17 protein-coding genes are annotated in these 26,289 nt (G+C 43.2%); 11 read left to right on the forward strand and 6 right to left on the reverse strand.

All coding sequences use genetic code 11. The features are described from left to right. Nucleotides 1-8: 8 nt before the first annotated feature. The 5 genes from EAH55_RS16225 to EAH55_RS16245 form a co-directional block, all read right to left on the reverse strand. On the reverse strand, nucleotides 9-5,321 hold the full coding sequence (locus EAH55_RS16225; protein WP_121810559.1) for an Ig-like domain-containing protein: 5,313 nt from the start codon (nucleotides 5,319-5,321) through the stop codon (nucleotides 9-11). Nucleotides 5,322-5,746: 425 nt separating this feature from the next. Continuing rightward, nucleotides 5,747-6,565: a tyrosine-protein phosphatase gene (locus tag EAH55_RS16230; protein WP_121810560.1), complete on the reverse strand. Its 819-nt coding sequence runs from the start codon at nucleotides 6,563-6,565 to the stop codon at nucleotides 5,747-5,749. Nucleotides 6,566-6,634: 69 nt separating this feature from the next. Continuing rightward, nucleotides 6,635-8,269, reverse strand: a complete 1,635-nt coding sequence (locus tag EAH55_RS16235) for a SusD/RagB family nutrient-binding outer membrane lipoprotein (protein ID WP_121810561.1) — start codon at nucleotides 8,267-8,269, stop codon at nucleotides 6,635-6,637. A gap of 26 nt (nucleotides 8,270-8,295) precedes the next feature. Next, nucleotides 8,296-11,670, reverse strand: a complete 3,375-nt coding sequence (locus EAH55_RS16240; RefSeq protein ID WP_121810562.1) for a SusC/RagA family TonB-linked outer membrane protein — start codon at nucleotides 11,668-11,670, stop codon at nucleotides 8,296-8,298. 279 nt (nucleotides 11,671-11,949) lie between these two features. Continuing rightward, on the reverse strand, nucleotides 11,950-14,523 hold the full coding sequence (locus EAH55_RS16245; RefSeq protein ID WP_121810563.1) for a BamA/TamA family outer membrane protein: 2,574 nt from the start codon (nucleotides 14,521-14,523) through the stop codon (nucleotides 11,950-11,952). A 516-nt stretch (nucleotides 14,524-15,039) separates the two neighbouring features. Between EAH55_RS16245 and EAH55_RS31170 the strand changes: the two genes are divergently transcribed. The 10 genes from EAH55_RS31170 to EAH55_RS16295 all read left to right on the forward strand — a co-directional run bounded on the left by EAH55_RS31170 (nucleotide 15,040) and on the right by EAH55_RS16295 (nucleotide 24,535). After that, complete coding sequence (locus EAH55_RS31170; protein ID WP_208644863.1) at nucleotides 15,040-15,189, forward strand: hypothetical protein; 150 nt, start codon at nucleotides 15,040-15,042, stop codon at nucleotides 15,187-15,189. Nucleotides 15,190-15,832: 643 nt separating this feature from the next. Next, on the forward strand, nucleotides 15,833-16,897 hold the full coding sequence (locus EAH55_RS16255; RefSeq protein WP_121810564.1) for a UDP-N-acetyl glucosamine 2-epimerase: 1,065 nt from the start codon (nucleotides 15,833-15,835) through the stop codon (nucleotides 16,895-16,897). 10 nt (nucleotides 16,898-16,907) lie between these two features. After that, the gene (locus EAH55_RS16260; protein WP_244228224.1) at nucleotides 16,908-17,735 is read left to right on the forward strand and encodes a glycosyltransferase family protein; all 828 of its coding nucleotides are present in this window, start codon (nucleotides 16,908-16,910) and stop codon (nucleotides 17,733-17,735) included. Between the two features lie 8 nt (nucleotides 17,736-17,743). Further along, nucleotides 17,744-18,610, forward strand: a complete 867-nt coding sequence (locus EAH55_RS16265) for a transketolase (protein ID WP_121810565.1) — start codon at nucleotides 17,744-17,746, stop codon at nucleotides 18,608-18,610. Nucleotide 18,611: 1 nt separating this feature from the next. Further along, nucleotides 18,612-19,550, forward strand: coding sequence for a transketolase family protein (locus EAH55_RS16270; protein ID WP_121810566.1), 939 nt, complete (start codon nucleotides 18,612-18,614; stop codon nucleotides 19,548-19,550). An 11-nt stretch (nucleotides 19,551-19,561) separates the two neighbouring features. Beyond that, nucleotides 19,562-20,902, forward strand: a complete 1,341-nt coding sequence (locus EAH55_RS16275; protein ID WP_121810567.1) for an aminotransferase class III-fold pyridoxal phosphate-dependent enzyme — start codon at nucleotides 19,562-19,564, stop codon at nucleotides 20,900-20,902. A gap of 3 nt (nucleotides 20,903-20,905) precedes the next feature. Next, nucleotides 20,906-21,709: an SDR family oxidoreductase gene (locus EAH55_RS16280; protein WP_121810568.1), complete on the forward strand. Its 804-nt coding sequence runs from the start codon at nucleotides 20,906-20,908 to the stop codon at nucleotides 21,707-21,709. Nucleotides 21,710-21,724: 15 nt separating this feature from the next. Further along, the gene (locus tag EAH55_RS16285; RefSeq protein WP_121810569.1) at nucleotides 21,725-23,164 is read left to right on the forward strand and encodes an N-acetylneuraminate synthase family protein; all 1,440 of its coding nucleotides are present in this window, start codon (nucleotides 21,725-21,727) and stop codon (nucleotides 23,162-23,164) included. 2 nt (nucleotides 23,165-23,166) lie between these two features. Beyond that, nucleotides 23,167-24,150, forward strand: a complete 984-nt coding sequence (locus EAH55_RS16290; protein ID WP_121810570.1) for a sterol desaturase family protein — start codon at nucleotides 23,167-23,169, stop codon at nucleotides 24,148-24,150. A 7-nt stretch (nucleotides 24,151-24,157) separates the two neighbouring features. Further along, entirely contained in the window at nucleotides 24,158-24,535 is a 378-nt protein-coding gene (locus EAH55_RS16295) for a DMT family transporter (protein WP_208644864.1), read from the forward strand. Nucleotides 24,536-24,541: 6 nt separating this feature from the next. On the opposite strand, the gene EAH55_RS16300 is transcribed toward EAH55_RS16295, so the two are convergent. Continuing rightward, nucleotides 24,542-25,459, reverse strand: coding sequence for a PD40 domain-containing protein (locus EAH55_RS16300; RefSeq protein ID WP_121810571.1), 918 nt, complete (start codon nucleotides 25,457-25,459; stop codon nucleotides 24,542-24,544). 181 nt (nucleotides 25,460-25,640) lie between these two features. Between EAH55_RS16300 and EAH55_RS16305 the strand changes: the two genes are divergently transcribed. Further along, nucleotides 25,641-26,069 carry a PepSY-like domain-containing protein gene (locus EAH55_RS16305; protein WP_121810572.1) on the forward strand — a complete coding sequence of 143 codons (429 nt, stop codon included), beginning with the start codon at nucleotides 25,641-25,643 and terminating at the stop codon, nucleotides 26,067-26,069. Nucleotides 26,070-26,289: the final 220 nt, after the last annotated feature.

Consider the following 26,289-nt stretch of genomic DNA (forward strand, 5'->3'; position numbering starts at 1 on the left):
CTAAGCCTCTATCGCAATATAGTTACCGAACCAGATAAAGGCGGTTTCCCTGTTTTAAGATCGATAATATAGTAATAGGTACCTGCCGGTAATTGCCGTCCGTTAAAGTTACCATCCCATGGCACGCCATAGCCTATTGAATGGAATAATCTTTCACCATACCGGTTAAATACATCAACTGTCGAACTTTCGTAAGCTACCAACCCCTTCACCTCCCAAAAATCATTGAACCCATCACCATTGGGAGTAAAAGTATTTGGCACGGTAATATCAGGCGAAACTTTAATTATGGTTTGGCTTTGGTTAATACAGCCTCTAACATCAGTAACATAAAGCGTATAAACAATATCGGCATCGCCGGTTAACACGGGTTCTTTTACTTTATTATTGCTCAAGCCTATATCAGGTAACCATAAGTATTGAACGTTTTCATCACTCACGGTTGGGGTTAAAGTAATGGTATGATTCTTCAGCACATACCGTATCCCGCCAGCGTTTACGGTTGGCGGCGGAATAAATTTAACTACCATATCATCGCTGGCTGTGTAGCACTGCCCCGGCGCGTTCGCGGTAAGAGTAAGTTTCACCGATCCGCTTTTTACATCCTCATCTGATGGTGTATAAACCGCTCCCTGTGCATTTTCAGCAAATTGCATTGTGCCCGTACCAGAGCTTGTCCACTTGCCACCTCCGGATATCAACACATTTCCATCCAGCTTAATTGGATCAGGGCGGGCACAAACTTCCAAATCGGGGCCAGCATTGGTACCCGGTGTTTTGCCGAAGTTTATGGTCATTTCTGATGTTGCAATAGTACAATCATCTTTACTGGTAGATGTAAGCACTAATGTTACAGACCCGGCGGCTTTATCTTCGGCTGTGGGCTCATATTTTGCATTCTGTTCGTTGGCAGAAGGTAAAAACTGACCAGGGTTAGATCCTTTTTTAGACCAGACACCGGTAGTAGTACCACCTCCTATATTGCCTGCCAATTGAATGTACTGATCGGTAACACAAGCTAAAATATTAGAACCTGCAGATGAAGTAGGCGGCTTGTTCACTACAACCTCTTGTGAAACTACTGGACTGCTACAGCCATTAACGGTGATATACAAAGAATAGGTACCGGTCATATCAGTGGTCACATTCTCAATCACCGGATTTTGCAGGGCCGATTTAAAACCGTTAGGGCCGGTCCAGGTATAAGTTGCATTTGGTGTGGTTGGTACATTTAGTCTAATAGTACTGTTTACACACACTGGCGAGTTTGTCTTCATGTCCGGTTCCGGCACTTCCGGGTTAACTTTTACCACATAGGCAAATGGGGCACCATCACATTCAAAAGCCGATGGCGTGATAACATAAAGCACGTTTACAGGTGATGCCCCTTTATTAATCAGTACCTCATCAATCTTGTTGCCGGTTTTATTAGTTACCGCGGCGTTGCTGATTCCCGGAACAGCAGCACGGCTCCAGGTAAACGTTGCCGACTGAACATTGGAAGTAATAGTATAATCAAGTGGCTCCCCACTACAAGCCTGGCCAGATGCACTACTGGTAACATTAACCGAAGGGTTGACCTTTACAACCCATTTAAAAGGCAAGCCGGCACAGTTACTTGTTTGATAATTATAAACATAGGCAACATCAACCGGGGCATTGGTTGTATTAAATAATATCTCGCGGATAGTACCCGCCATTTGCCCTGATACTGCCTGGTTGCTGATACCAGGAACGGCATCCCTCGACCAGCTTGAACTTACCCCGGGAATACTAAAAGTTATGGCGTAATTACCGGTAGTCATATTACACAAAGTACCTGTTGGTGCACTTGTAACCTGCGGGGTAGGATAAACTGTTACCACATAACTAAACGGCGTACCAGAGCAACCATTAGATACAGGAGTTATTAAATAAGTAACATCAACAGGATCTTTCTTAGTGTTAATTAAAGTTTCGGTTATTTGTGCCGATGTTTGACCGGATACCGCGGCATTGCTTATCCCATCAACCGCAGCTCGCGACCATAAAAATGTAGTGCCAGCCTGATCGGCAGTAATGGTGTAGCTCTGCGGCACACCACTGCAAACATTATCGGCCGAACCACTGGTAATAACCGGCAGTGGTTTAATTGTTACATCAACCTTGGTACGTTCGCTGATACAACCGTTTACTATAGCCTGCACATAATAGCTTGTATTGGCAATAAGGGCAGGTGTTACGTAAGTGTTGTTGACCGATAACAAGGACCCTCCAACCGGCGCGTCATACCACTGATATGTACCCGGCGATCCGGTGGCGGTCAACGTAGTTTGACTGCCTTCACATGCTCCTATGCTGCTGGCTACCGGCGCTGTTGGGGGCACGTTAACCGTTACAGTTACCGCCGTCATATCGCTGGTTAGGCCATTGGCCGTAGTATTCACATAGTACGTAGTTGTTTGCGTGAGCGCCGGGGTAATAAAGTTAGGGCCCGTCGACAACAGTGTACCGTTTTCCGCCGCATCATACCAGCGATATGTACCGCCGGGGCCTGTGGCCGATACCGTTGCAATGCTCCCCATACAGGTATTAGTTCCTGATGCAATTGGAGCCTGTAAAGTTGAGCCAATGTTGATGACAATCCTGTCAAACCCTGGCCCGCAATTTCCCGGAGGATCATTTGATGTTAAAGTAAGGGTTACCTGTTTCTCGCCTGGGGCTGGTGTATAAGTGGTAACAGGATCTGTAGCATTGGCAAATTTACCTAAGCCACCAGACCATTTACCTCCATTAACGCCTGTTATGCTGCCTGTTAAATAAACGATATCCCCGGCTTTTATATTTTGATCAGGGCCGGCTTTTACCAATGCGCCTGGCTCTATGGTTACCTTTGCGGTAGCTGAACTACCTACAGTTCCATCCGGGTTATAAATCGTATTGGTAACTTCATAAGTGCCCGGCGTTGTTTTACTTAAATTGATTTCGCCCGTTGCTGTGCTGGCAAAGGTCAGGCCCGATGGCGTTGCTGAAAAAGTACCGGCGCTTGAGTTTGGTGGAAACATTGGCTTCGGATTGGCCCCATACTGGCAAAACGGGCCTCCGTAGCTAAACTTGGCATCAAATATGGAAACAATTTCAACCCCGGCACTATAGGTTGACGAACATTGGCCATTCCCAGTTAGGGTAATAATATATTTACCTGGTGCACTTGCCTTTACATCAATCTCGCCGGTATGAACATCTGCAAAAACTAAACCTGCCGGCGAGGCGCTGAAAGTACCACCCGATGGATTAGTAATTATTGGCTTAGGATTAGGGCTAAGCGGACTAAAAGTGCCTGAAGTATAAAGGAACTGTGTATCGCCTGCCGAGTTAATAGAAACGGTTACAGGTGTGCGGGTACTTAAACAATCGCCCACCCTGCTTTGAATATAGTAAGTTGTTTGTTCGGAGATGATCGGGGTGTTAAATGTACTACCGGTAAACAGTGGGCTTGTTGATGTTGGGCTTGCAAACCAAAGGATGTCCCCATCGCCGGAGGCTGTTAACCTGGCCGATGTTCCCGAACAAACTGAAGCATTAGAAGCTGTTGGAGCTGATGGCTGGGGATTTACCTTAACAGTAACAGCAGTACGCGTACTTATACAATCATTTGAGGCACTTTCAACATAATAGGTTGCGTTTGCAGTTAAATTTGGAGTAACATAAGTTGAGCCAGATGAGAGGATTTTACCTCCTACCGCGCTATCATACCAGGTAAAACCAGCACCGGTGCCTGTAGCGGTAAGCACTGCCGACCCATTATAGCAAACAGTAATAGCAGGCACCTGGGGTGCAGCTACTTGCGGAATAACAGTTACTGGTACGGCTGTCCTGGCACTGGCACAATCACCAACAGTAGTTTGCACGTAATAAGTAGTGCTTGTTGTTAAAGCCGGTGTAGTATATCCTGCCTGCGATGACAGAAGTTTGCCCCCAGTCGGAGCATCATACCATTGATAGGTACCACTCCCTGCCGAGATTGCAGTTAACGTAGCTATAGAGCCGTAGCAAATTGCAGCACCATTGGCAACCGGTGCTACTATGAATGGGTTAACATTCACTTTTACCGGCGCACGGTCGCTTGTACAACCTGCTACCGAAGTATTTTCAAGATAATAAGTAGTGGTTTTGGTTAACGCCGGAGTTGTAAATTTCAATCCGGATTTTAGTAAGCGGCCACCTGTTGGTGCATCATACCATGCATATGTGCCGGTAGGATTTACAGCTGCTGTTAATGTGGCTACCGAACCATTACAAACAGTAATGGTTTGCGGTTCCGGTGCTACGGGTATTGGATTAACTGATACTGTTACCGGTACGCGCTTACTTACGCAATCACCAAGTACCGTTTGCACATAGTAAGTTTTACTTGCAGTTAACGCCGGTGTTGTATAATCAGGGCTCGAAATAAGTGGTGTGCCGCCTGTTGGTACTTCAAACCATTGAAAAAAGCCTGCAGACGCATCGGCATGCAAAGTTGCAACCGAGCCCGAACAAATGTTAGCATTTGCAGCCACCGGAGTAGGCGGCGGCGCATTAACCCAGGCTGTAACCGGCGTAGGTAAACTGGTGCATCCATTAATGACAGCTACAACATAATAAACAGTAGTTTTAGTTAATGGCGGTGTAACAAATGATGGCCCTGTCTGCAAAACAGTTCCTCCATCTGCCGATGCATACCAGGTATAGCTTTGGCCCCCGCTTGCGGATAACGTAACAACTCCGCCAGAACAAGTTGCAGCGCTTGCTACTTCAGGCCGGCCGGTTATGTATACAGAAACCGCGGCCCGAGGACTGGTACAGCCGGCAACTGTAGTTTGCACATAATAAGTAACTGATGATGTTATTGGTGGCGTGGTAAAAGTGCTTGAGCTTCCTAAAAAATTACCACCAACCGGAGCATCAAACCATTGATAATCGCCACCAGGACCGGTAGCCGTAAGCGTTGCTATACTATTTTGACAGACCACCACATTTTTTGCGGTTGGAGCAGCAGGTGTATTGGCCGCAATAATACTTACACTTTTTGTAACGCCCTTACACCCGGGTGTTTTATCGGTAACGGTTACCGTATAAGTCCCAGATTTATTTACGCTGATGGCCGAAGCGGTTTCGCCAGTACTCCACAAATAGGTGTACGGCGCGGTACCCGAAGTAGCCTCGGCTGTTAATACCACCGAACTGCCCGAACAGATGGTGGTTGACGTTGCCGTGAGGTTGACATTCAAAGGGCAGTTTTGCCCTTTTGCTTTAAATGACAATAACAGTAATAATAATACTAATAAACGGTTATTCATGAACTTTCACAAAGCCTTAAAATCAATCCAATAATGATTGCGGTTGTTAAGGCTTCTATTTGTCAAACCATTTTATATTCAGGGTAAAAAATAGTTTGGCTACCACCATAACAATAATCAGGTGCTCTTTTATACGGCGTGATTGTTCAAATTGTTCAGTTTAAATGCTGCAATTATTAACTTCACAGAAAGTTTATTTCAACTTAAAACAAGCAGGGAATAAAATGCACTAAAATTAACCATTGAGAAATAAATTTACCCAAAAGAAACCATGTGGCATTTATAGAAAGCAGAGCAGGTTCCTTTACAGCGCGGCAGATCATATCCCAGGGAATGACGGATATAAAATAAAAAAACTACAGAACGTAAGCCCATCTTGCTTACATGCTGTAGTTTTAAGAAACAATAACCTAAACAGCTAACAGCTATTCTAAAAACTTAGCTTTAAGCGCGTTAATATCATTATTAGTTAAACCCACCTGTGTTTTAAGGTAGTTATCAACTGATCCATATTGCTTTTTGATGGCAGTGAAGGTAGCATCAAGGTATTCTTTTTTTACAGCCACCACATCTTTAGCTACCCCCTCATTCACTTTCATGAACTGCACCATCTGCTTGGCCATTTTTTCATTTTCGGCTGCGCGATAATAGTTTGAGGCTTCGTAATCTTTCATAATGGTTTCGTAAGGCACACCTAAACAATACAACAACAGCGCAGCACCAATGCCTGTACGGTCTTTACCGGCAGTGCAATGAAATACCAGGCTTTTATCTTCGGGCATAGCCAGCAGTTTACCAAAAAAAGGTTTATACCTGTCGGCAAGGTAAGTTGTATTGCTGTAGTAATCCACCATGATCGAGTCGCCATGGGTTTTTCCTTTAAAGCTTTGCATCATGTTGCCCACGTTATCGCTTCCGGCAGGGCATAAAACATAATCGGTATTAGGGTTCATTCGATCTGGGGCCTGTTTTGATTCCTGTGTACCGCGCAAATCAACGTCATAAGCAATCTTACGTTCGGCTAATGTAGCCAAATCCTGATCGGTAAGTTTGCTCATATCAGCACTGCGGTATATTTTACCCCATTTTACATGATGTCCGTCTTTTGTAGTATAACCACCCAGGTCCCTGAAATTTACGGCTCCCTGTAATTCAACTTTGCGCTTGGCGCTGTCAGCTACCTGGGCGTTAACACTGCCCGCGAAGGCCACGACGGCCAACACTGATAAAATTATATTCTTCATTATCCTTTTAAATTATAAAACAGGGACACTTGTTAGTGCCCCTGTTAAAGTTTTAGTTTAGTGGTTTTATTATTTGGTTAACCAGGTATCCTGAGTTGGATCATCATTGCCACCAAATTGCGATGACAGCGCTGCTTTATTGTTTGCCGCGTTGTACGCGCCTTCAGAAACCGGATACAACCAGCGACGAGGGATCAGGTTGTTTGGTGTACCAATACCGCTACCCCCCTGGGTAAATGCAGGTATGCCTGTTCTCCTGAAGTTGTAGAATGCTTCCCAGCCCGAGTTGTTAAACATAGAGATATATTTCTGGGTAAGGATCTGTGCTAAACCAGCCGCGTTATCGCCTGCATAAGCAACTTTAGCCATAAATGAAGGGATATCTACAGTAGCTGTACCCCACGTATCGCCTTGCTTAAGGTTTTTAGGGTTAATTGAAGGCTCTGTTGATGAAATTGGGAAAGTAACGGTTAAAGACTGGCCATTTGTTAAACCGTATAATGCTAATGAAGCATTAATACCATTGGTATACCAGGTTGACGCACTACCTGCAGCCCATCCCCTGTTGATACCTTCGGCAATGTTAAAGCACATTTCAGAATAACCGATAAATACAAACGGCTCGGCATTTGCACCGATTGCCGAAACATAGTAACGGGTGTAGTTGCTGAATGAATATACACCGTTGTTTGAGTTAGTCAACAAGGCTGGCTGCGCCTGGTTTATATCAGAGCCAACGTAGGCCGAGAAATCGCTGATAGCTTTACCACCGCTGATCTGTAGAGGAGCAGGTGTAGAAGTCACGAACAAACGCGGATCTGATGTTGAAGTTTCGATATTGATATAAGTACTGCCTGGGTTAGCAAAGTTGTTGTAAGGGTTTAAGCCCAGTGAAAAAGTTGAATAACGGTTAACCGCGTTGAAACGATAAACCAGATTATCACCATTACCGGTCATAAGCGGATACTTGGTTGAGTTACCCAATATAGCTGCAAACTGTTGAGGAATCTGCAAATCGGTATTATCGGTAGCACGTTTGCTTAAGCTGATCAGGATACGCAAACGGTAAGCATTGATCACCTTTTGCCATTGCTGATAGGTAAGGCCAAAAATATCGCCGCTATTAGCATCAATAGCAGTATTGGCAAGGCTTGGGTTAGCGGTTACCAATGCACCAATTAATGTATTAGCAGTTTCCAGTTGAGCAAGTGCTGCCTTATAAACATCATGCTGTGTATCATATTTAGGAGTAAGGTTAGACGGATCACCTGCTTGTGAAAACGGAATGTCCCCTACCCTTTGACTTAACCAAACACCTGAATAGGCTTTAAAGAATTCGCCTAAAGCATAGTATTTATTGGTTTGGTTACCTAATTGAGCTGTAGCCTGTTGCTCAAGTTTTAAAGCATACTTTAAGATATCGTAACTATCGGCACTATTGCCCAAGTTATAGGTGTTGGTACCCCTGTAGTATGAATAGTTAGCAACAATGTATTGATCAGCAACTGAAGTATAACCAAAAGGCTGCTCATCGCTGCGGATCAATGTTGCGGTAAGGTGGTTCAGCAATAATGACAAAGGCACTATTGAGCTGGAGCCTGCCACGTTGGGGTTATTGATCAAATCCCCTTTCTGACAGCCGGTTATCGATACCATGCCCATTGTTAACAACAGGGCGAATGGGATTAATGATTTTATTTTCATAAATTTTCTTTAAATCAATGTGATAATTAGAATGTTAAATGGAGGTTGAAACCAAAGCGACGGGCTGTTGGGCTTTCAAGGTCGCTTCCGCCATTTCCACCAACCAAACTACGATCTGACGCGTTGTAGCCTGATGCAAACTGGTCAAGGTCAATATCTTTACGTGCTGCAAAATAAAGCAGGTTCCTTCCTACTACCGAGAAAGTTACTTTCTTGATAAATGAACCTCTTAAGATGCTTGCAGGTAATGAATAACCAATGCTTGCCTCACGTAATTTTGCATATGAGCGGCTGATCATGTAATACTCATCAAAATTACCACCGATACCACTTGATACATAGCTCTGTACTGTTACAGGAATGGTATTAGGAGCAAAAGTCAGGTCTTTTAAGTTAGCTATCTGGCCACCAACAAATACTGGCGTACCGCTTACAATGTGAACACCCGGACCAACATATGATGGCGTTGCACCTACAGTACCTTCTTTAGTGCTGTTCCATTCAGCTAAACGGGCAGCACCAAATGCGCCGGTTGCAGTTTCCAGGTCGGTACCACCGTTCATTGCCTGGTAGTAAGTTCTGTCATAAATTTTACCACCTATACGGCCATCAAACTGGAAGCTTAAGATAAAGCCTTTGTAAGTGAATGTATTGGTGATACCAAAAGAGAAATCAGGATTAGCATAACCTAATAAGCCCTGGTTGCTTATGCCACCTGGTGAAGTTAATGGTACACCACCTGATACTTTACCACTTGCGTCAACCGAATAAGTGTTAACGATATTACCGTTACCATCTCTTACGAATTTGGTACCGTAGATAGCGTCTGGCCTGTCGCCAACAACATAGTTATGGTTGTTTTGCTGTAGGGTAGATACGCCCGGATAAATTGATTTAATAGTTTCTTTGTAAGTTGAGTAGTTTACGTTAACATCCCAGTTAAGGCCGTTAGGATTTTTCAATACAGAACCCATCAACTCAACCTCAAAACCTCTTTTACGGGTAGTTACACCATTCACCAACTGGTTTGTGTTGCCTGTTGAAGTAGCTACACCCAATGGAAAAATGTTAGGACCGTTCTCGGTAGTAAAGTAAGTACCGTTTAAACCTAAACGGTTTCCTAAGAATTTGGCGTCAAAACCAGCTTCGTATGATTTAACATCGAAAGGTTTGATTTTGTCGTTTGAGATTGTATTTGATAAAGTAACCGAAGGCGTACCGTTGTAGAAAGTTCCGGTAGCTATAGGAGAAGCATTCAGGTAAGTTGGACCGTTGTATGGAGTATATAACTCGGTACCGTAACCTAATAATCCGGTAACCGGTTTTGAGTTCCAGCCAGTACCTAATGCGGTTGAATTTAAAGCATTATATGAAGTACCGATGGTTGGTGAAGTTAAACCACCTTTTACGTCGGCAAATGAACCGCGTACTTTTAAAAATGAGATAAACTCAGGCAGTTTAATATAATCGGTAACCACACTGCTGATAGCCACTGATGGGTAGAAGAACGTGTTGTTACCTGAAGGTAAGGTTGACAGGTGGTCTACACGGTTTGTGGTATTAATGCTGAAGTAGTTTTTGTAACCAAAATCAAACGAGTAGTAACCGCTGTATACCTGCATTTTTGAATCAAAATTGTAGATATAAGGTTTACCTGCAGAGTTGTTAAGGTTATATACACCCGGCAAAGCCAACACCTGAGTTGTACCCCAGTCAGATTTGTAAGAGAATGACCTTGCATTACCACCTAATAAACCAGAGATATTCCAATCACCGAATTTATGGTTGTAAGTAAAGGTAAGGTCGGTATTGTTATCTAACAGGTTACGGTCATCCTGCCTGTAATCGCCATACCAGCCAAAAGTATACCATGAAAGGTATTGGTTAAGGTTGGCACCGGCAGGTACCTGCTCGGTATTTTGCTCATCATAGGTATTTAAAGCTTCGCGTAAGCTAACGTTCAAATCCTGGGTAATTTTGTAGCTAAGTTTTAATGATCCGTAAATAGTTTGCTTGGTTCTGCCTTTAAGCCATTTATCGGCAATAAAGTATGGGTTATTCAAACGACCATACTCCTGAGCATACTGTTGTAAGCCCGGAACACCCTGCGGTCCCTGATAGATATTTTTCAGCGCGTTTACATCATAATCTGCAGAGCCATATACCTTAAACATGTATACATAACTTTGAGGGCTATAATCAACGTCTGGAATGTTTGGAGAATACAACTGGTTAAGGTTCAAATCGCCTTCAACACGAAGTTTTGGAGTAATATCGTAACCTGCAGCTATCTTAAAGTTATCGATATTTAATTTAGTGTTAGGAAAATCACCTTTTTGATAAGTGTGGCCATAAGAAATGTGCATATCATAGTTTGATCCGCTGGCCGCAATAGATAATGAGTTGGTACTGGTAACACCGGTTTGCACAAAGTTTTCAAAGTTTTTTGCACCGCGTGCTAACCAAGGTGTTTTTTGCCTGATACCTGTTGCCGGATCATAAGGGCTATCATATTGTTGTGTTTGGAAAACGCCATCAAAACGAGGGCCCCACTCAGGCAAACGCTGCGTGTTATCATATAATACGTTACCGTAAGTATAGGCAAAGTTACTACCGCGACCATACTCGGTTTGGCTTTTTGGCAATACCAGGAAGCCTTTTTCCAGCTCGGTGGTACTGTTGAAATCAACCTGCCAGCCTTTTTTATCTTTTGAACCTCTTTTGGTAGTGATGATGATGGCACCGTTGATACCGCGAAAACCATAAAGAGCTGCCGCGTTAGGGCCTTTCAGTACGGTGTAAGTTTCAACGTCATCGGCGTTGTAATCATATGTATCGGAGTTTACCGGCTCGCCGTCAACTACATATAATACATCTTTACTACCACGTAATACCACTGTTGGAGCACCTGCAAATTCAGCATTCGCACCAATGCTTAAACCGGCAATTTTACCAGACAGTGAGTTTAAAGGGTTTGCGTCACGCGCTGTTGTCATCGCATCGCCTCTAACCTGTGATTGTGAATAACCTAATTTTTGAAACTCTTTTTTAACGCCCAGGGCTGTTACCACAACTTCAGATAAAGCTTTGGTATCAGATTTTAAGTTAACAGAAAGATAAACTTCTGCACCTATTACTACCTCCTGGGTTGCAAAACCGATAGTATGGAAAACAAGCGTTTGACCTTTGCTTGCTGAGATGGTAAAGCGACCACCTTCGTTGGTAAGGCCACCTTGTTTGGTGTCTTTAATTGTCACGCTTACACCCGGAAGCGGCTGATTGTTATCGTCTAAAACGATACCCCTGATTGTTAAGGTTTGAGCTTGCAGGCTACTGAAAGTAAACATGCAAACTATCATAACCAGTAGCAATCGTGAAATTTTAAGTAAATTTTGTTTCATTGCAATACAGTTAGTTTGCAACAAAACTACCCGGGCTGTATTAAGAAAGGATTTTCATATTAACAACATAGGAATAAGGATTTATGAAGAAATGCATTTTTCATGGGCATTTTGCCACTTAATGTTAAATATTCCTTAATTCTTTTAACATTCACACATTTTGGCACATAACTAACATAACTAACTCAAAACCAAACAATAACAAAAAAGGGCCAAAATCCTTCTGATCAGATTCCGGCCCTTTTCTTAATACTTTATGTCAGCTTTCGCAAAGGTTAATTAAAGCCTGAAATTAAGCGATATATAAGGATACCATCCCTCGCTTGAATGGCCTGCCAATATTTGCAGTACCGTTAAGCTGGCCGGGGCAAAATACAGGCCACCACCGGTACCTGTATGCCATTTATCTGAATGCTCATCCTCTATCCAAACGCGGCCCGCATCATAAAAACCTACCAAACCTAACTGGCCAGGTATGATATAACTGGCAATGTCGGCAAGCTTAATGCGCCCCTGCAGATTGTTAAACACCATGTGCTTGCCCGCGAAACGGTTTTGCAGGTAGCCAAGCAAGTTACCCTGCCCACCCAAAAACATAGATTGATAAAAGGCAGGCTTACCAAAGCTCACACCGCCGCCAACACGGTCAGATAATACAATGGCCCCACCCGGAGTTAGTTTTTGATAGTAGGTAAACTCTGGCCTGATCTGTACAAATGATTTTGAGTAACTGTTAAGGCCTTCATAACCTTGTGCCGTTACAGTAAAATAATACCCCTTTGTAGGCAGGATATTATTATCACGCTGGTTTGTAGTATAATTTATCAATGCACCAAGGTGCGCTTTATCTTTTCCAACTGTTAAGCTATCATAAGATTTAATGAGCGACGTTTGGTTAATAAAGCGTCCGGTATTTTGTGATAGATCAAGATGATAAAACTGGAACGACGGGCCTACACTGATATCGCTGTTTTTGCCGGTATGCCAGCGTAAAGCCGGATCAAACTGGTAAATATCATACCGTGTGCGGTAGTAAGTGCGGTAACCCGGAAATTTACTCAAGGCGCTTTCATTACCCAGACCAAAAAAGTTTACTGTATTATCCGGAGACTGGATATTGGCCTGCATTGTAAAATCGGCTTTACCAATGGCATCTATCCACTCGCCCCTATATTTGATCCTGAAGGCATCTGTAGCAAACGAATGCGTGATCATGACCTGCTGCAGCGTTGAGTAAGGAAGCTTGCGGAACCCATCATGCCCTGTATATTGAAACCCAAGACCGAGTAAAAAGCCATCATCCTTATTTAAAGCAGCTGTTGCAAGTGGCATCCATACATTATATAAGTTAGTTGGCAAAAACTGTGTGTTTGAGGTATCGTTTGATAGATGCCTGCTCAGCTTATTGACATCGCCTGTAAAATTGGTACTGTCTTTACGCCCGTAAAATTTAATTGTATTTACAGATTGTTTAACCTCAACTGTTTTGCTTCCTATGCTATCAATAAGCCGCAACTTAATAGGCGAACTGGCATTATTGATAACAACGTGGTCGTCTCCGGCCGAAACGTATAGCCTGATTTCCTTGGTAATTTCCGGCTTATATACCATATCCATAAACTGATCTTTGGTTTCGCCATCCTTGTTCAGTTTATTAATAGTTATACGCATTGCTTTATCAGGAGCATCTGCAACAGTTATCAGCTCACTTTTATCCGTAGTACGGATATCCACAATCCGGTTTATAAACTTATAATACTCACTCATTGCCGCTGGGATGTTATCGCGGCGTTTTTTCATTATGGCCAAAAGTTCGTCATGCCTGAATTTATAGCTTTCTGCAGGCAGGCGTTTCAAACTCTCTTCAAGTACCGCATCGGTTTCGGCTTTAACAAATTCGTTGGCAATCTGCATCCAGCGCTCATAGCTTATTTGCGCATCCGGATACTGTTTCATAAAGCGTGTTTTGAAAAGAGAAAATTTCACTCTCGGAATATCTCCCGTAAAATCCTCAAGCAAAGGATCTATCCAGGGCAATGCGGCAATACTCGGAAACACACCTTGCGTAACGTGAAATACCTGGTCGCGGTCGCGGGGTACGGCAGTATATGTTTTGCCTTTCCCATTTTTAGTATCGGCCCAGCGCCATTGGTCTTCGTGCCTGTCCCAGTCGCCCATTAACAGGTCAAGCATCCTGGCACGCAAAAACGTTTCGCCATCAAGCCTGTTATCATAGCTTTTAAGTAACTGCCCTTCCATTTTAAGCGTATTGTCAGATGAACCGGTGGGCTCCCGCTCCTCTATCAAGCATACCGTTCCAACAAATAACTTACTATATTGTCCAAGCGCGGGATCTTCGGCCACAACACCTATAATGGGGTTAGCATGGGGTACGCGCGCCGCTTCGGCAAGGGGCGGTACTATTAATGCAGAGTACGGATGCTGGCCGCTAAACTCATCACCAACCCAATCAACAGCAAATGTTCCCTGTAAATTTTCGGGCAACAGCTTATCAGGTGTTTTTTCAACGCTACGCAATACCCACTCACGGCCGGTTTTATCTTCCAGCCTTAATGATTTGGATTCCATACCTCCGCCCTGCTTTATCGGGCTTAACCCGCCGTTCACCTGCGATAATTTGATGATAGGCAGTTTCACCTTCATTGCCCAATCTTTACGATAGTTTTCACCAAAAAGCCAGCGATGAATACCGCTTACATCATCGTATGAAGCATGAACACTAACAACAGTGCTATCAGGAAATTTTTGCCAGGCCGATGGCGCGATAGCCTGTGCATTTGCGTACACCGCCGAGCCTGTAAGGAATAAAAAAGTAAGTATCTTTTTTGTCATGAGGTAATGTGTTTAAGATGTAGGGACTTAAATATTATAAGCTGTTTACAAAATACGCACCAAACACGCAACTATCTATATAGCAACATATTAACAAACAGCGAAACAGTATAAGTGGCGATATATCGTTATTTAAAAAGGCACGAACGTAAATAAAACAACAACCCTTCTTAAATAACAGCTTTCGGCTACTTGTTATTGATGTCTCAATATTTCGATAAAAATAATCAATCCCTGAGTATTTTGCACACCGGCCAATAAGTTACGCCTTTAACTACTGATATTGAAGATCAAACATTTTCTGACAATTAAGATTCTGCTTGATTTAGATTTTATTAGTTTTATGCCCGGCACTCCTTATACACTATGATCCGCAACGATAAATCGCCCCATATCCTTAACGCTGCATCAAATTTGCTGGGCTTATGTTTTGTAGTACTTACTTCATTAAAATTCCTGAAACTATCCGAACGTACCTAAATTGATGAAACGGTAACCGTAGCACTTGTTTTCTTCATGCTGAGCTGCATCCTTTCATTCCTTTCCATCAGGGGGAACATTAAACAGGGAGGGCGTACAGAAGCCGTAGCCGATTATCTTTTTCTTGGCGGGATGATTGTGTTATTTATTACCGCTATGCTCATCATATTTAAGATAATGGTTTAACCAATCTTTATAATCAAATTGTTATTAAAAAAGATGGTAAGATCACGCTTATCATTTCCTTAAACAGAGACCATGCCTGCATAAAACCTTTTATTTTTCCGCACCGATTTTTTTATTGGCAAAACCTGTAAAATTAGCTTTTCCAACAGTCGAAAAACACTTTGTAAGAAAAATTTTGCAATAGTGTAAACTTGATTGTAACTTGTATTTCAGTTAACCTTACTGCATTTCTGATATTTTATTATTTCCCTCCTGCGCTATAACGCTCTGTTTAAAGTAATTAACAGCGCGTAACGTTTGTTAATAAATAATTTACTGCATGTCACGGCTTAACGATTTGATAACTTTGGGTTCTCATTATTTAAAAATTGCCCTCCTACATTTATCAAATTGTAAGTTTTAGCCGGACATGGGCGTGGTTGCGACCACTTATTTAAATTCCGGATAAGGAATTTGTAAAGTGTGCGCCGCTGCGATATTTTGATACTTGATATGATAATTATTCAACCTGACAATATTACTGCGCTTGCCGCCCGATCAATTTTCGCGCCTAATAACTACAGAATCTTTACAAAATCGGGTTATACCTTAATGCCTTTCACAAACAAAATTTCAGGGATCTATTGCTAATTGAAATAAAAGGATGAAGAAAATATTATTCATTACCGGTTCAATTAACCAAACCACGCAAATGCACCAGATAGCCAATCAGCTGCCTGAATTTGATTGCTGGTTTAGCCAGTTGTTTACTGATAACACTACCTTAAATAATATTATAAATAAAACTACGCTACTTAGCGGCACGGTACTTTCTAACAAATTCAGGCTTATCTCTGAAGATTATCTTCAACAAAACAGTCTGCAGATTGACTTTGGCGCAAAGAAAAACCAATACGACCTTGTTGTATTTTGTACCGATTTGATTATGCCCCCACGCATGCGTAACATTAAAACCATTTGGGTGCAGGAAGGTATGATTGATCGTTATACCCCCTGGAGTAGTGTTGTTAAAGCCCTAAAGCTTCCGCCTACACTTTGCGGCAATACCTCATTAAACGGATCATCAAACATATGTGATGTTTACTGCGCTGCATCAACAGGCTACAAACAATACTTTATGGGTAAAGGCACCGAAGAACGCAAAATTGTGGTTACCGGTATGCCAAACTATGACAACCTGGTTCAGCATATTAATAATGATTTCCCGCATCATAATTATGTGATGGTAGCCACTACAGATATGCGCGAAACCTTCCGCATTGAAAACCGGATAGCATTCATAAAAAAAGCGGTAAAAATTGCTAATGGCCGTCCCTTGCTGTTTAAGCTTCACCCGAATGAGAATGTCGCCCGCGCCGAAAAGGAAATCTACGCCAACACCCCGGCCGGTACATTGGTATATAGTAAAGGCAATACCAACCACATGATAGCTAACTGCTGCGAGCTTATTACCCAATACTCAACCGTGGTTTATACCGGCATTGCTTTAGGCAAAAAGGTTCATTCACTTTTTGATATTAATGAACTTAAACGCCTTACACCGATACAGAACGATGGTGTATCGGCAAGAAATATCGCTGCTATTTGCCGTGGCTATTTAAAACACAACGGCAATAAAGAAAGCTTTGATCCGCAACTGGCTATGGATAAATACCAGGTTAGCCAGCCGGAGCCTCAGTTAACTGAAGAACTAATAGCTAACTGGTAATCATTTTACCGTGAAAAACAAGATACTTATAGTTGTACAGGCCCGAATGGCATCAAGCCGGCTGCCGGGTAAAGTAATGCTGCCAATATTGGGCAAAAGCCTGCTTGCCAGGATGATTGAACGGCTTAAAATGATCCGTCATGAAGCCGAAATTATCATAGCCACATCCGAAACACCGGACGATGATATTATCATCAGTGAAGCCATCAACATTGGTGTTCCTTATTACAGGGGCAGCCTGAATAACCTGCTCGACAGGCATTACCAGGCCGCAAAACTGCATAATGCCGATATCGTATTAAAGATCCCTTCTGATTGCCCGCTGATTGATCCTCTTATCATTGATCATGTGCTGGATTATTTTTTTGCCAACCAGAACGATTTTGATTTTGTAAGCAACCTGCACCCGGCCACCTATCCGGATGGCAACGATGTAGAGATTATGACCATAGGTTGCCTCACCAAAGCATGGGAAAACGCAAACCGTGAACTGGAACTGGAGCATACCACTCCTTATATATGGGAAAACCCACAATTATTCAGGATAGGCAACGTAAGCTGGCCTACGGGCTTGGATTATTCCATGTCGCACCGGTTCACTATTGATTATGCAGAGGACTATTATTTTATAGAACGCGTATTCAGGGAGTTGTATGCCGATAATAATCAATTCTCATGCGATGATATCCTTAACCTGCTTAATCAGAAGCCGGAGATCTACAATATAAACGCGCAATACGCGGGGGTAAACTGGTACAGGCACCATGTAGATGAGTTGAAAACCATCACATCTGCCCAAACCAAACAGGCGCCCACAAAAAACCTACAGGCATTATAACAAAGCGAATGATAACAGTGGAGAACAACAATTACCAGGAATTAACAGACACCGCTCTTAAAGTGCGGGAGCATATCATCCGCATGTCTACCGACGGCGGGTGTTTTACAGGCGCATCATTATCAGCGGTAGACCTGATCGTTTATTTATACAGTCGTTTTTTAAATATTAGCAAGGATAACCTTAACAATCCGGAGCGTGATTACCTTTTCCTTTCCAAAGGTCATGACGTGCCTGCCTTGTACGGCACCTTTGCTGAGTTGGGCTTGTTAGAGAAAGAGCGTTTAAAAAATCACCTTTTACTTAACGATCATATTTACTGGCATCCAAACACCAAAATTCCGGGTATCGAATTTCATTCAGGTTCATTAGGCCATTTGCCTTCAGTAGCTATTGGTGTTGCCATGGATTTAAAGATCAGCGGCAGTACAAACAAAGTGATTTGTATTTTGGGCGATGGCGAGCTGAACGAAGGCACCTGCTGGGAAGCCATGCTGGTGGCCAACGCTTATAAACTGGACAACCTGCTGTTTGTGGTTGACCGTAATCACTTCCAGGCCAATATGCGCACGGAAGATCTGATTCCGCTGGAACCGCTTGCCGATAAATTTGAGGCTTTTGGCGCAGCAGTTAAAAGAATAAACGGGCACAGTTTTGCCGAGCTTGATGAAGCTTTCGGCGCCTTCCCTTTCCAGGCCGGAAAATTCAATGTAATTATTGCTGATACTGTGCGCGGCAAAGGTTTGCCAAGTATCCAGGAACGTGCCGACAGGTGGTTCTGCAATTTCAATGCAGACGAGATTGAACAGCTTTTATTAGAGCTGCATGGCCAGCACAATACAACATTAACATCAGAAACTTTAGTGGTGCGATAAGATGAGTTACGAAGAACTTTTAACCCAAACAGCCCTTGCCAATGAGCAGGTGATTGTAATGACCGCCGAAAACCGTGCGCTGGTACGCAACCTGCCCGGCATATTAGGCAAACGTTTTATTGATACAGGTATTACCGAGCAAACTATGATTGGCGCGGCAGCCGGTCTGGCGCTACGTGGCCGTACCCCTATTGTGCACGCGCTTGCTGCCTTTTTAACTATGCGCGCGTTTGAGTTTGTACGTACCGATGTAGGCATAGCCAATTTGCCGGTTAAGTTAAGCTCATTCATCCCAGGTTTTTTATCTGATGGTAACGGGCCAACACACCAGGCTATTGAGGATATCTCTATCATGCGTGGTATCCCTAATATAACCGTATTTGCCCCGGCCGATGAAGATGACCTGGTAAAAATGCTGCCCCAGATCTGGGAAAGCAAAAGCCCGGCGTACACCCGCATCAACACGCGCAAAACCAGCTATGTACACGAGCCTTTTACTCCAGGTAAAGCCGAGGTAATATCAGAAGGCAGTGACGTAACCATCTTAACCTATGGTCTGCTGTTTGAGCAGGCGCTGATAGCTGTTGAAATGCTGAAAAGCGAAGGCCTTTCTGTTGGCTTGATCAACATGCGCAGCCTGAAACCTGTTGATGAGCAGGCTATACTGAAGGCATCGGCACAAAGCAAGCTGGTAGTTACACTTGAGGACCATTTTTTAACAGGCGGTCTTTACACCATTGTGGCCGAGGTTTTATTAAAACACCGCACAACGGCCAATGTATTGCCTATGGCATTGAACGAAAAATGGTTCAGGCCGGCACTGCTTCCTTCTGTATTAGAGCATGAAGGTTTTACAGGCAAACAGATTGCCGAAAAAATACTGGGCTACCAAACTGCCCACAACCAACCACAAATTTTAACACCTGAATTTTCAGAATAAAAATATTGATCATGGCTAATAAAATTGAGCTAAACAACAATTATCCGAACATCACCGAATCGGATAAATTATATGAACGCGCTTTAAAAGTTCAGAAACCGGTTACCCAAACCCTGGCTAAAGGCCCGGGGCAATTTACCAAAGGTGTAGCGCCAAAATACCTTGTAAAAGGTAAGGGATCGCACGTATGGGATGTTGATGGCAATGAATTCATCGACTTAAATTCAGCAATCGGCCCTATTTCATTGGGTTACGCTTACCCTGCCGTTGACGAGGCTATCCGTCAGCAACTGAATGATGGTATTACCTTTTCATTGATGCACCCTTTAGAAGTTGAGCTTTCGGAACTGGTACAACAGGTTGTGCCCAATGCCGAAGCAGTAAAGATTTCTAAAACAGGCGCTGATGTTTGTTCTGCCGCTATTCGTGTAGCCCGTGCATTCACCGGCCGCGATAAGGTATTTTGCTGTGGTTACCATGGCTGGCACGATTGGTACATTGGTATTACCAGCCGTAACTCTGGCGTTCCTGAAGCTATCCAGGACCTTACCTACACTTTTGAATACAACGATATCGAATCGGTAAAGGCAGCCCTGGACGAAACTGTTGCTGCCCTGATATTGGAGCCTTTCATCTTTGAAGCACCAAAACCTGGTTACCTTCAGGAACTTGCCGAGGTATGTAAAGCAAACGGCACCCTGCTCATTTTTGATGAGATGTGGACAGGTTTCCGCGTGGCAGTTGGCGGCGCACAGGAGTACTTTAATGTTAAAGCGGATCTGGCCGTATTTTCAAAAGCATGTGCCAACGGTATGCCGATAGCATTATTAACAGGCCGTGCCGATGTAATGGAGCTTTTCAACTCCGAAGTATTCAGCTATACAACATTTGGCGGCGAAGCTTTATCATTAGCTGCTTGTATCGCTACTATCAATGAGCTTCGCGATAAAAAGGTACCGCAATACCTTGATGAGCACGGTGCTTTATTGAAAGATGGCTACAACAGCCTCGCCATTGAGTTAGGCGTTGATAAATACACCCGCTGTATTGGCTTTAACTGCCGTAGCATGGTAACCTTTACTCCTGATGCCGGTAACGGACTTGAAGTAAAAACCTTCATGCAACAGGAAATGATAAAACGCGGTATACTTTGGGCAGGTTTCCACAACATGTGCTATAGCCACACCACTGAGGATATCGACTACATCCTTGCTGCTTACCGCGATGTATTGCCATTGCTTAAAGCGGCCATTGAAAGCGGTAATATCAAAGATCAACTAAAAGGTGAAGTGTTAGAGGCCGTTTTCCGTAAGGTGAGCAATTACAACATCAAACCTAAAAGCATAGCCTAAATCATGGACCTGTTTTCATTAAAAGGCAAAACTGCCGTGGTAACCGGTGCGCTGGGGCTTATCGGGCGTAAACACTGCGAGGCCCTTGTGTCGGCAGGTGCAAACGTAATAGCGGCCGACATAAACGCCGAAGAAACCCGGGCATTTGCCGCACAACTGGGCGATAATCACCTGGGCCTGGGCGTTGATGTAACCAGCAAGAAATCGCTGATTGACGCGCTCAACGCGGCACTTGATAAATATGATTCGGTTGATGTACTGGTGAATAACGCTGCCATTAACGATAAGTTCGAAAACCCGGCCATGGCCAAGGAGCTATCAGCGTTTGAAAACTATCCATTGGAGGCTTTTCAACAATCGCTTAATGTAAATATTACCGGGGTGTTTTTATGCTCGCAGGTATTTGGCACGCACATGGCTTTACAACACAGCGGCAGTATCATCAACATAGCATCAACCTATGGTATGGTTGGCCCTGATCAAAATATTTACCGCGATGCGCGCGGGCAGCAGACTTTTTACAAGTCGGCAGCCTACCCGGTTACTAAAGGTGCTATCATCAATTTCACACGTTTTTTGGCAGCCTATTGGGGACATACCGGCGTTAGGGTAAATACCCTCTCTCCTGGCGGCGTTGAAGCCGGGCAAACCGAAGATTTTATAGGGAACTATTCAGCAAAAACTTTATTGGGCCGCATGGCCAAAGCGTCAGACTATCAGGGCGCACTTATATTCCTGGCCAGCGAGGCATCGGCTTATATGACCGGCGCTAATCTGGTTGTAGACGGAGGGTGGACAGCTATTTAATTTAAACCAACTATTATGAACGAGATTTTGAAACAAAAGGCGGCAGGCATTAAATTATTGCTTACCGACAACGATGGGGTTTTAACAGATGCCGGAGTATACTACAATCATGACGGCGAGCTTTTAAAGAAATTCAGCATGCGCGATGGTATGGGGGTTGAACGCCTTCGCAAATTTGCTGGTGTAGAAACAGGCATTATCACCGGCGAAAACTCGCCTTCATTAATTAAAAGAGCCGAAAAACTACACATCACCGAACTGCATTTAGGTATAAAAGATAAAGCAGCTACCTTTAAAGAAATTTGCAGCCGCTTAGATCTGCAACCTAACGAAGTTGCTTTTATAGGCGATGATTATAACGACCTGGAGGTGATGAAACTGGCCGGCCTTACTGCATCTCCTGCCGATGCTTTACCACATGTTAAAGCGCAGGTTGATTTTGTAAGCTCATTAAACGGCGGCGATGGCTGTTTCCGTGAATTTGCCGAGATGATTATCGAAGCTAAGAGTGATAAATATCTTTCAGGTACAAGAAATGGGACTATCACTTTGCAAAATGGCCGCGTAATTGGTAAAGGCCAGCCAAGCTATATCATTGCCGAAATTGGCATTAACCACAACGGCTCACTTGAAATTTGTAAAAAGTTAATTGATGAAGCTGTAGCGGCTAAAGCCGACGCCGTTAAATTTCAAAAACGTACACCGGAAATTTGCGTACCGCGCGATCAGTGGGAAATTATGCGCGATACCCCATGGGGCCGTATCACTTACATCGACTACAAACGCAAAACCGAATTTGGTATAGCCGAATATGCAACCATCGACCAATACTGCAAAAAAGTAGGTATCGATTGGTTTGTATCTGCCTGGGACGCGCCATCTGTTGATTTCATGGAGCAGTTTGATACTATACTGTACAAACTGGCATCGGCATCATTAACCGATTTCGCTTTAATCCAGCGCATTCTGGAAACCGGTAAACCGCTAATGCTTTCAACCGGCATGTCAACCATGAAAGAGATCGAAACAACTATGGATTATATCAATGCTTTTGACGAAAATTATCCTTTGTTTATCGCTCATTCAACTTCGGCTTATCCATGCCCTCCGCAAGAGCTTAACCTTAAAATGATCCAGACCCTGGAAAACAAATATCCGGGCATCCCTATCGGTTATTCGGGTCACGAAACAGGCCTAGCAACTACGGTGGGTGCAGTGGCTATGGGTGCAACCTTTGTTGAGCGTCACTTTACGCTTGACCGCGCCATGTGGGGATCTGACCACGCCGCTTCTGTTGAGCCACAAGGGTTACAACGCCTGGTACGTGATATCAGGGATGTAGAAACAGCAGCAGGTGACGGTGAAAAACGTGTTTACGAATCAGAACTTGCGCCAATGAAGCGTTTAAGGGTAAACATCAGCGACGAATACAAAGAGAAACCAAGCGTTAAATAATAATGTCTCCGGAAAAACTAACTACCATAATTACATCCATTATCCTTTTTTGCTGGATAGGATTCATCATTGCCTGGGAACGGATTTCGCCTTACAGAAAAGGCTTGAAGTTTTTCAGGGAAGGGTTTTGGATTGATTTAGTGTGGTACACACTGATACAAAGCTACTTTTTAAAGATCCTCATTTTCGATTATATCATTAAACCTTTAGAGGCACATTTTGATCTGTCGCATCTGCATTTAATAAGTAACTGGCCTGTAGCATTACAAGTATTGTTTTTCCTGTTTACGCATGATCTCTACATTTACTTATTTCACCGCTTTCAGCATTCAAATAAATTTTTCTGGCGTATTCATGAGGCGCACCATTCCGGTAAGGAGGTTGACTTTTTGGCCGGTTCGCGTTCGCACATTATGGAGATCGTCATCAATCAAACTATTGAGTTTGCACCTATCATTTTGTTAGGTGCAAACCCAATAGTTATACCTATAAAAGCTATGTTAGATGCCATGTTTGGTATGTTTATACACGGCAATATCAAGGTAAACATGGGCAAGCTTAAGTATATCATTAACTCGCCCCAATTGCATTTATGGCATCACGCCAATTACCAGGAAGTTTTTCATGCCAACTTCTCTACCAAGTTTTCATTTTGGGATTACCTGTTTGGTACCGTATATGACCCTGGTCACGCGCCTGGCGATAAACCCGAAAACTGGGGACTTTATTACGATTACCCCAAAGATTACTTTTTACAGCATGCCTTCAGCGTAAAACGCTTTGACGAAAAAAACCTGCTCAAATACCGTTGGTTCAACTGGTATTACCACCTTAGGCCCCGGTTTATGAATTGGCTGGTAACAATTGCCCCGGAGAGGTTAAAAACGATTATCCCGGCTAAAATAAACGAGTCGCCTAAATTGGATATTGAGCAGCAACCCGTTACCTTAGTAACCGAACAAGAAAACATACTACAACAAAACTAACAACATATTGGCCTGGCTATATATCTTAATTGCCGCCGCGTTTGAAGCGGCCTGGACATTCTCGCTAAAATTCATGAAATTCAGCGATTTGAAGGCACTCCGTCTTAATTCTGTTTTAAGTTTGCAACATGGTTTACCCGTTTGGTTGCCATTTGTAGGTTATATCGTTTTTGGTATCGGTAACATCTATTTCTTTTCGCTGGCTATAAAACTGGTTCCAACTGCCGTAGCCTACGCTGTATGGACAGCTGTAACCCTCATCCTGATCAAATTAGTAGAGGTTTCGCTTTTAAACCAGCGCCTCTCCTACATGGAAATATTTTTCATGCTGCTGATCATGACAGGCGTTTTGGGCTTGAAATTTTATGGCCCGGAGATAAAGTAAGCCAGGCTACTTACCCAAAGCCTCTTTTTTTAATTTAGCTTTCAGCATATCAAATCTCACCCAGTAAAGGTGACAATCCTTTTCGCTGGTGCCTTTGGTATAAATCAGGTATTTCCCATCCGGGGTAACATATTCACCCCAGCGGTGTGCATCGCCATCATTAATTAGCGGACCAAGGTTTAGCGGCGGCGTCCAGCTATGATCAGGTTTGCGAAAAGTGATCCCGAGCTCACATTCATAATCCGGCTTCTCCTTATAACTGATGATCATGTACGATTCATCCGGCGCCACATAAAAATCGCCATCAAAAGCTGTTGTATTAATAGCTGGGCCGAGGCTTTTAATAACGGTGTCGGTTTTGGAGATGGTAAGCGTGCAAAAATCGTAAGTACTATAGTCTCTTACACTTCCGGCGTTAGCGTTGCTGCCAACATAAAAAGTTCCGCTGTTGGTTGGCATAAAATTATATAAACCGTAATCTTTTTTCAGAAACACTACAGAGCTTGTCCAATTGTTTTTGTCTCGATGTGATATCCAGACAAAGGAATGTTTGCCATCGCCCTTACCGGCAAAGTACATACTTTTACCATCAACAGAAAAAGTTGGCGTACTGTAGTCATAATTAAGCACAATGGAGCCTTGCCATTTTTTTCCGTCATACTTAAAATAACAGATCTTGTTACCTTTTGAGTTAAACCAGTGCATGGAGTTTCCATAATAAAACTCCTTGCCATCGGCCGAGAAAGCCGACCTGCCCATAGCTATACCGCTATCGGGCACTAACATCTGCTGCGCAAAAATCCGCGGCGTATCATTAGGGCGCTGTTGGCCCAGGTAAGCATCCTTGCTATTAAAAAAATTGCTTTGAGCGGTTACACTACTATAAAAGCAGCACGATACAAGCAGGAAAATTAAAATTCTCATGGTTAAATGGTTAAGCTTATTCTATTGGATTTATTATCTGCAAAACAAAATTAGCGATGGTAAATGCAAACCCCAGTTCAAACCCGTTCAAGTTTATTTCAATTAAAATCAAACCGGCTTACGTGTCCCATATTCCTCCAGATTGCAGCCTTACATTAGTGTAAATAAAATAAAAGCACTTATGAAAAAGATCATTTTATTGACCATCACCGCTGCCCTGCTTGGTACCGGTGCTATGGTAAAAGCAGCCGGCAGTTTAGAAGTACCTTCGGCTGTAAAGCAAAGCCTCGCCAAAAAATACCCAAATGCAAGCAAAGTAACCTGGGAAAAAGAGAAAGGAAATTTTGAAGCCAACTGGGGCGGCAAATCGGGCGAGGATACTTCAGTGACCTTTACACCATCGGGCGAGTTTGTAGAAGAGGTGGATGCCATACCGGTTAGCCAGCTTCCTCCTACTGTTTTTGAATACGTTAAAACCAATTATAAAGGCACAAAAATTAAGGAAGCAGGACGCGTAACCAATGCGGCAGGCAAAAAGATGTTTGAGGCAGAAATAAAAGGAAAAGACCTGTTATTTGACGAAAACGGTAAGTTTTTGAAGGTAAATTGAATAAGGAAGTCACAATCCTGTTAATCTTAAAATAATATCATCTTCTGCAACAATTCAAATATAATTTGTACGTTTAGGAAAATTGAAAGCGTATTCCTGGCTCACACCCCGGAATACGCTTAAAACTGAACCCTTTTAGTATTTTTAATCTACCACAATTTGTTATCTTCTTTTGATATTTCTTCCCGAGTGTCAGGTTCAACAAGATGTCTATTCCCTT

The organism is Mucilaginibacter kameinonensis, from assembly GCF_003675385.1.
Taxonomy (GTDB): domain Bacteria; phylum Bacteroidota; class Bacteroidia; order Sphingobacteriales; family Sphingobacteriaceae; genus Mucilaginibacter; species Mucilaginibacter kameinonensis.

What these genes read in the sequence shown, in the direction of transcription:
- EAH55_RS16305 (WP_121810572.1), top strand. Translation starts at nt 25,641, where the DNA reads ATGAAAAAGATCATTTTATTGACCATCACCGCTGCCCTGCTTGGTACC.
- EAH55_RS16280 (WP_121810568.1), top strand. Translation starts at nt 20,906, where the DNA reads ATGGACCTGTTTTCATTAAAAGGCAAAACTGCCGTGGTAACCGGTGCG.
- EAH55_RS16240 (WP_121810562.1), bottom strand. Translation starts at nt 11,670, where the DNA reads ATGAAACAAAATTTACTTAAAATTTCACGATTGCTACTGGTTATGATA.
- EAH55_RS16275 (WP_121810567.1), top strand. Translation starts at nt 19,562, where the DNA reads ATGGCTAATAAAATTGAGCTAAACAACAATTATCCGAACATCACCGAA.
- EAH55_RS16290 (WP_121810570.1), top strand. Translation starts at nt 23,167, where the DNA reads ATGTCTCCGGAAAAACTAACTACCATAATTACATCCATTATCCTTTTT.
- EAH55_RS16285 (WP_121810569.1), top strand. Translation starts at nt 21,725, where the DNA reads ATGAACGAGATTTTGAAACAAAAGGCGGCAGGCATTAAATTATTGCTT.
- EAH55_RS16270 (WP_121810566.1), top strand. Translation starts at nt 18,612, where the DNA reads ATGAGTTACGAAGAACTTTTAACCCAAACAGCCCTTGCCAATGAGCAG.
- EAH55_RS16245 (WP_121810563.1), bottom strand. Translation starts at nt 14,523, where the DNA reads ATGACAAAAAAGATACTTACTTTTTTATTCCTTACAGGCTCGGCGGTG.
- EAH55_RS16255 (WP_121810564.1), top strand. Translation starts at nt 15,833, where the DNA reads ATGAAGAAAATATTATTCATTACCGGTTCAATTAACCAAACCACGCAA.
- EAH55_RS16235 (WP_121810561.1), bottom strand. Translation starts at nt 8,269, where the DNA reads ATGAAAATAAAATCATTAATCCCATTCGCCCTGTTGTTAACAATGGGC.
- EAH55_RS16225 (WP_121810559.1), bottom strand. Translation starts at nt 5,321, where the DNA reads ATGAATAACCGTTTATTAGTATTATTATTACTGTTATTGTCATTTAAA.
- EAH55_RS16230 (WP_121810560.1), bottom strand. Translation starts at nt 6,565, where the DNA reads ATGAAGAATATAATTTTATCAGTGTTGGCCGTCGTGGCCTTCGCGGGC.
- EAH55_RS31170 (WP_208644863.1), top strand. Translation starts at nt 15,040, where the DNA reads ATGCTGAGCTGCATCCTTTCATTCCTTTCCATCAGGGGGAACATTAAA.
- EAH55_RS16265 (WP_121810565.1), top strand. Translation starts at nt 17,744, where the DNA reads ATGATAACAGTGGAGAACAACAATTACCAGGAATTAACAGACACCGCT.
- EAH55_RS16300 (WP_121810571.1), bottom strand. Translation starts at nt 25,459, where the DNA reads ATGAGAATTTTAATTTTCCTGCTTGTATCGTGCTGCTTTTATAGTAGT.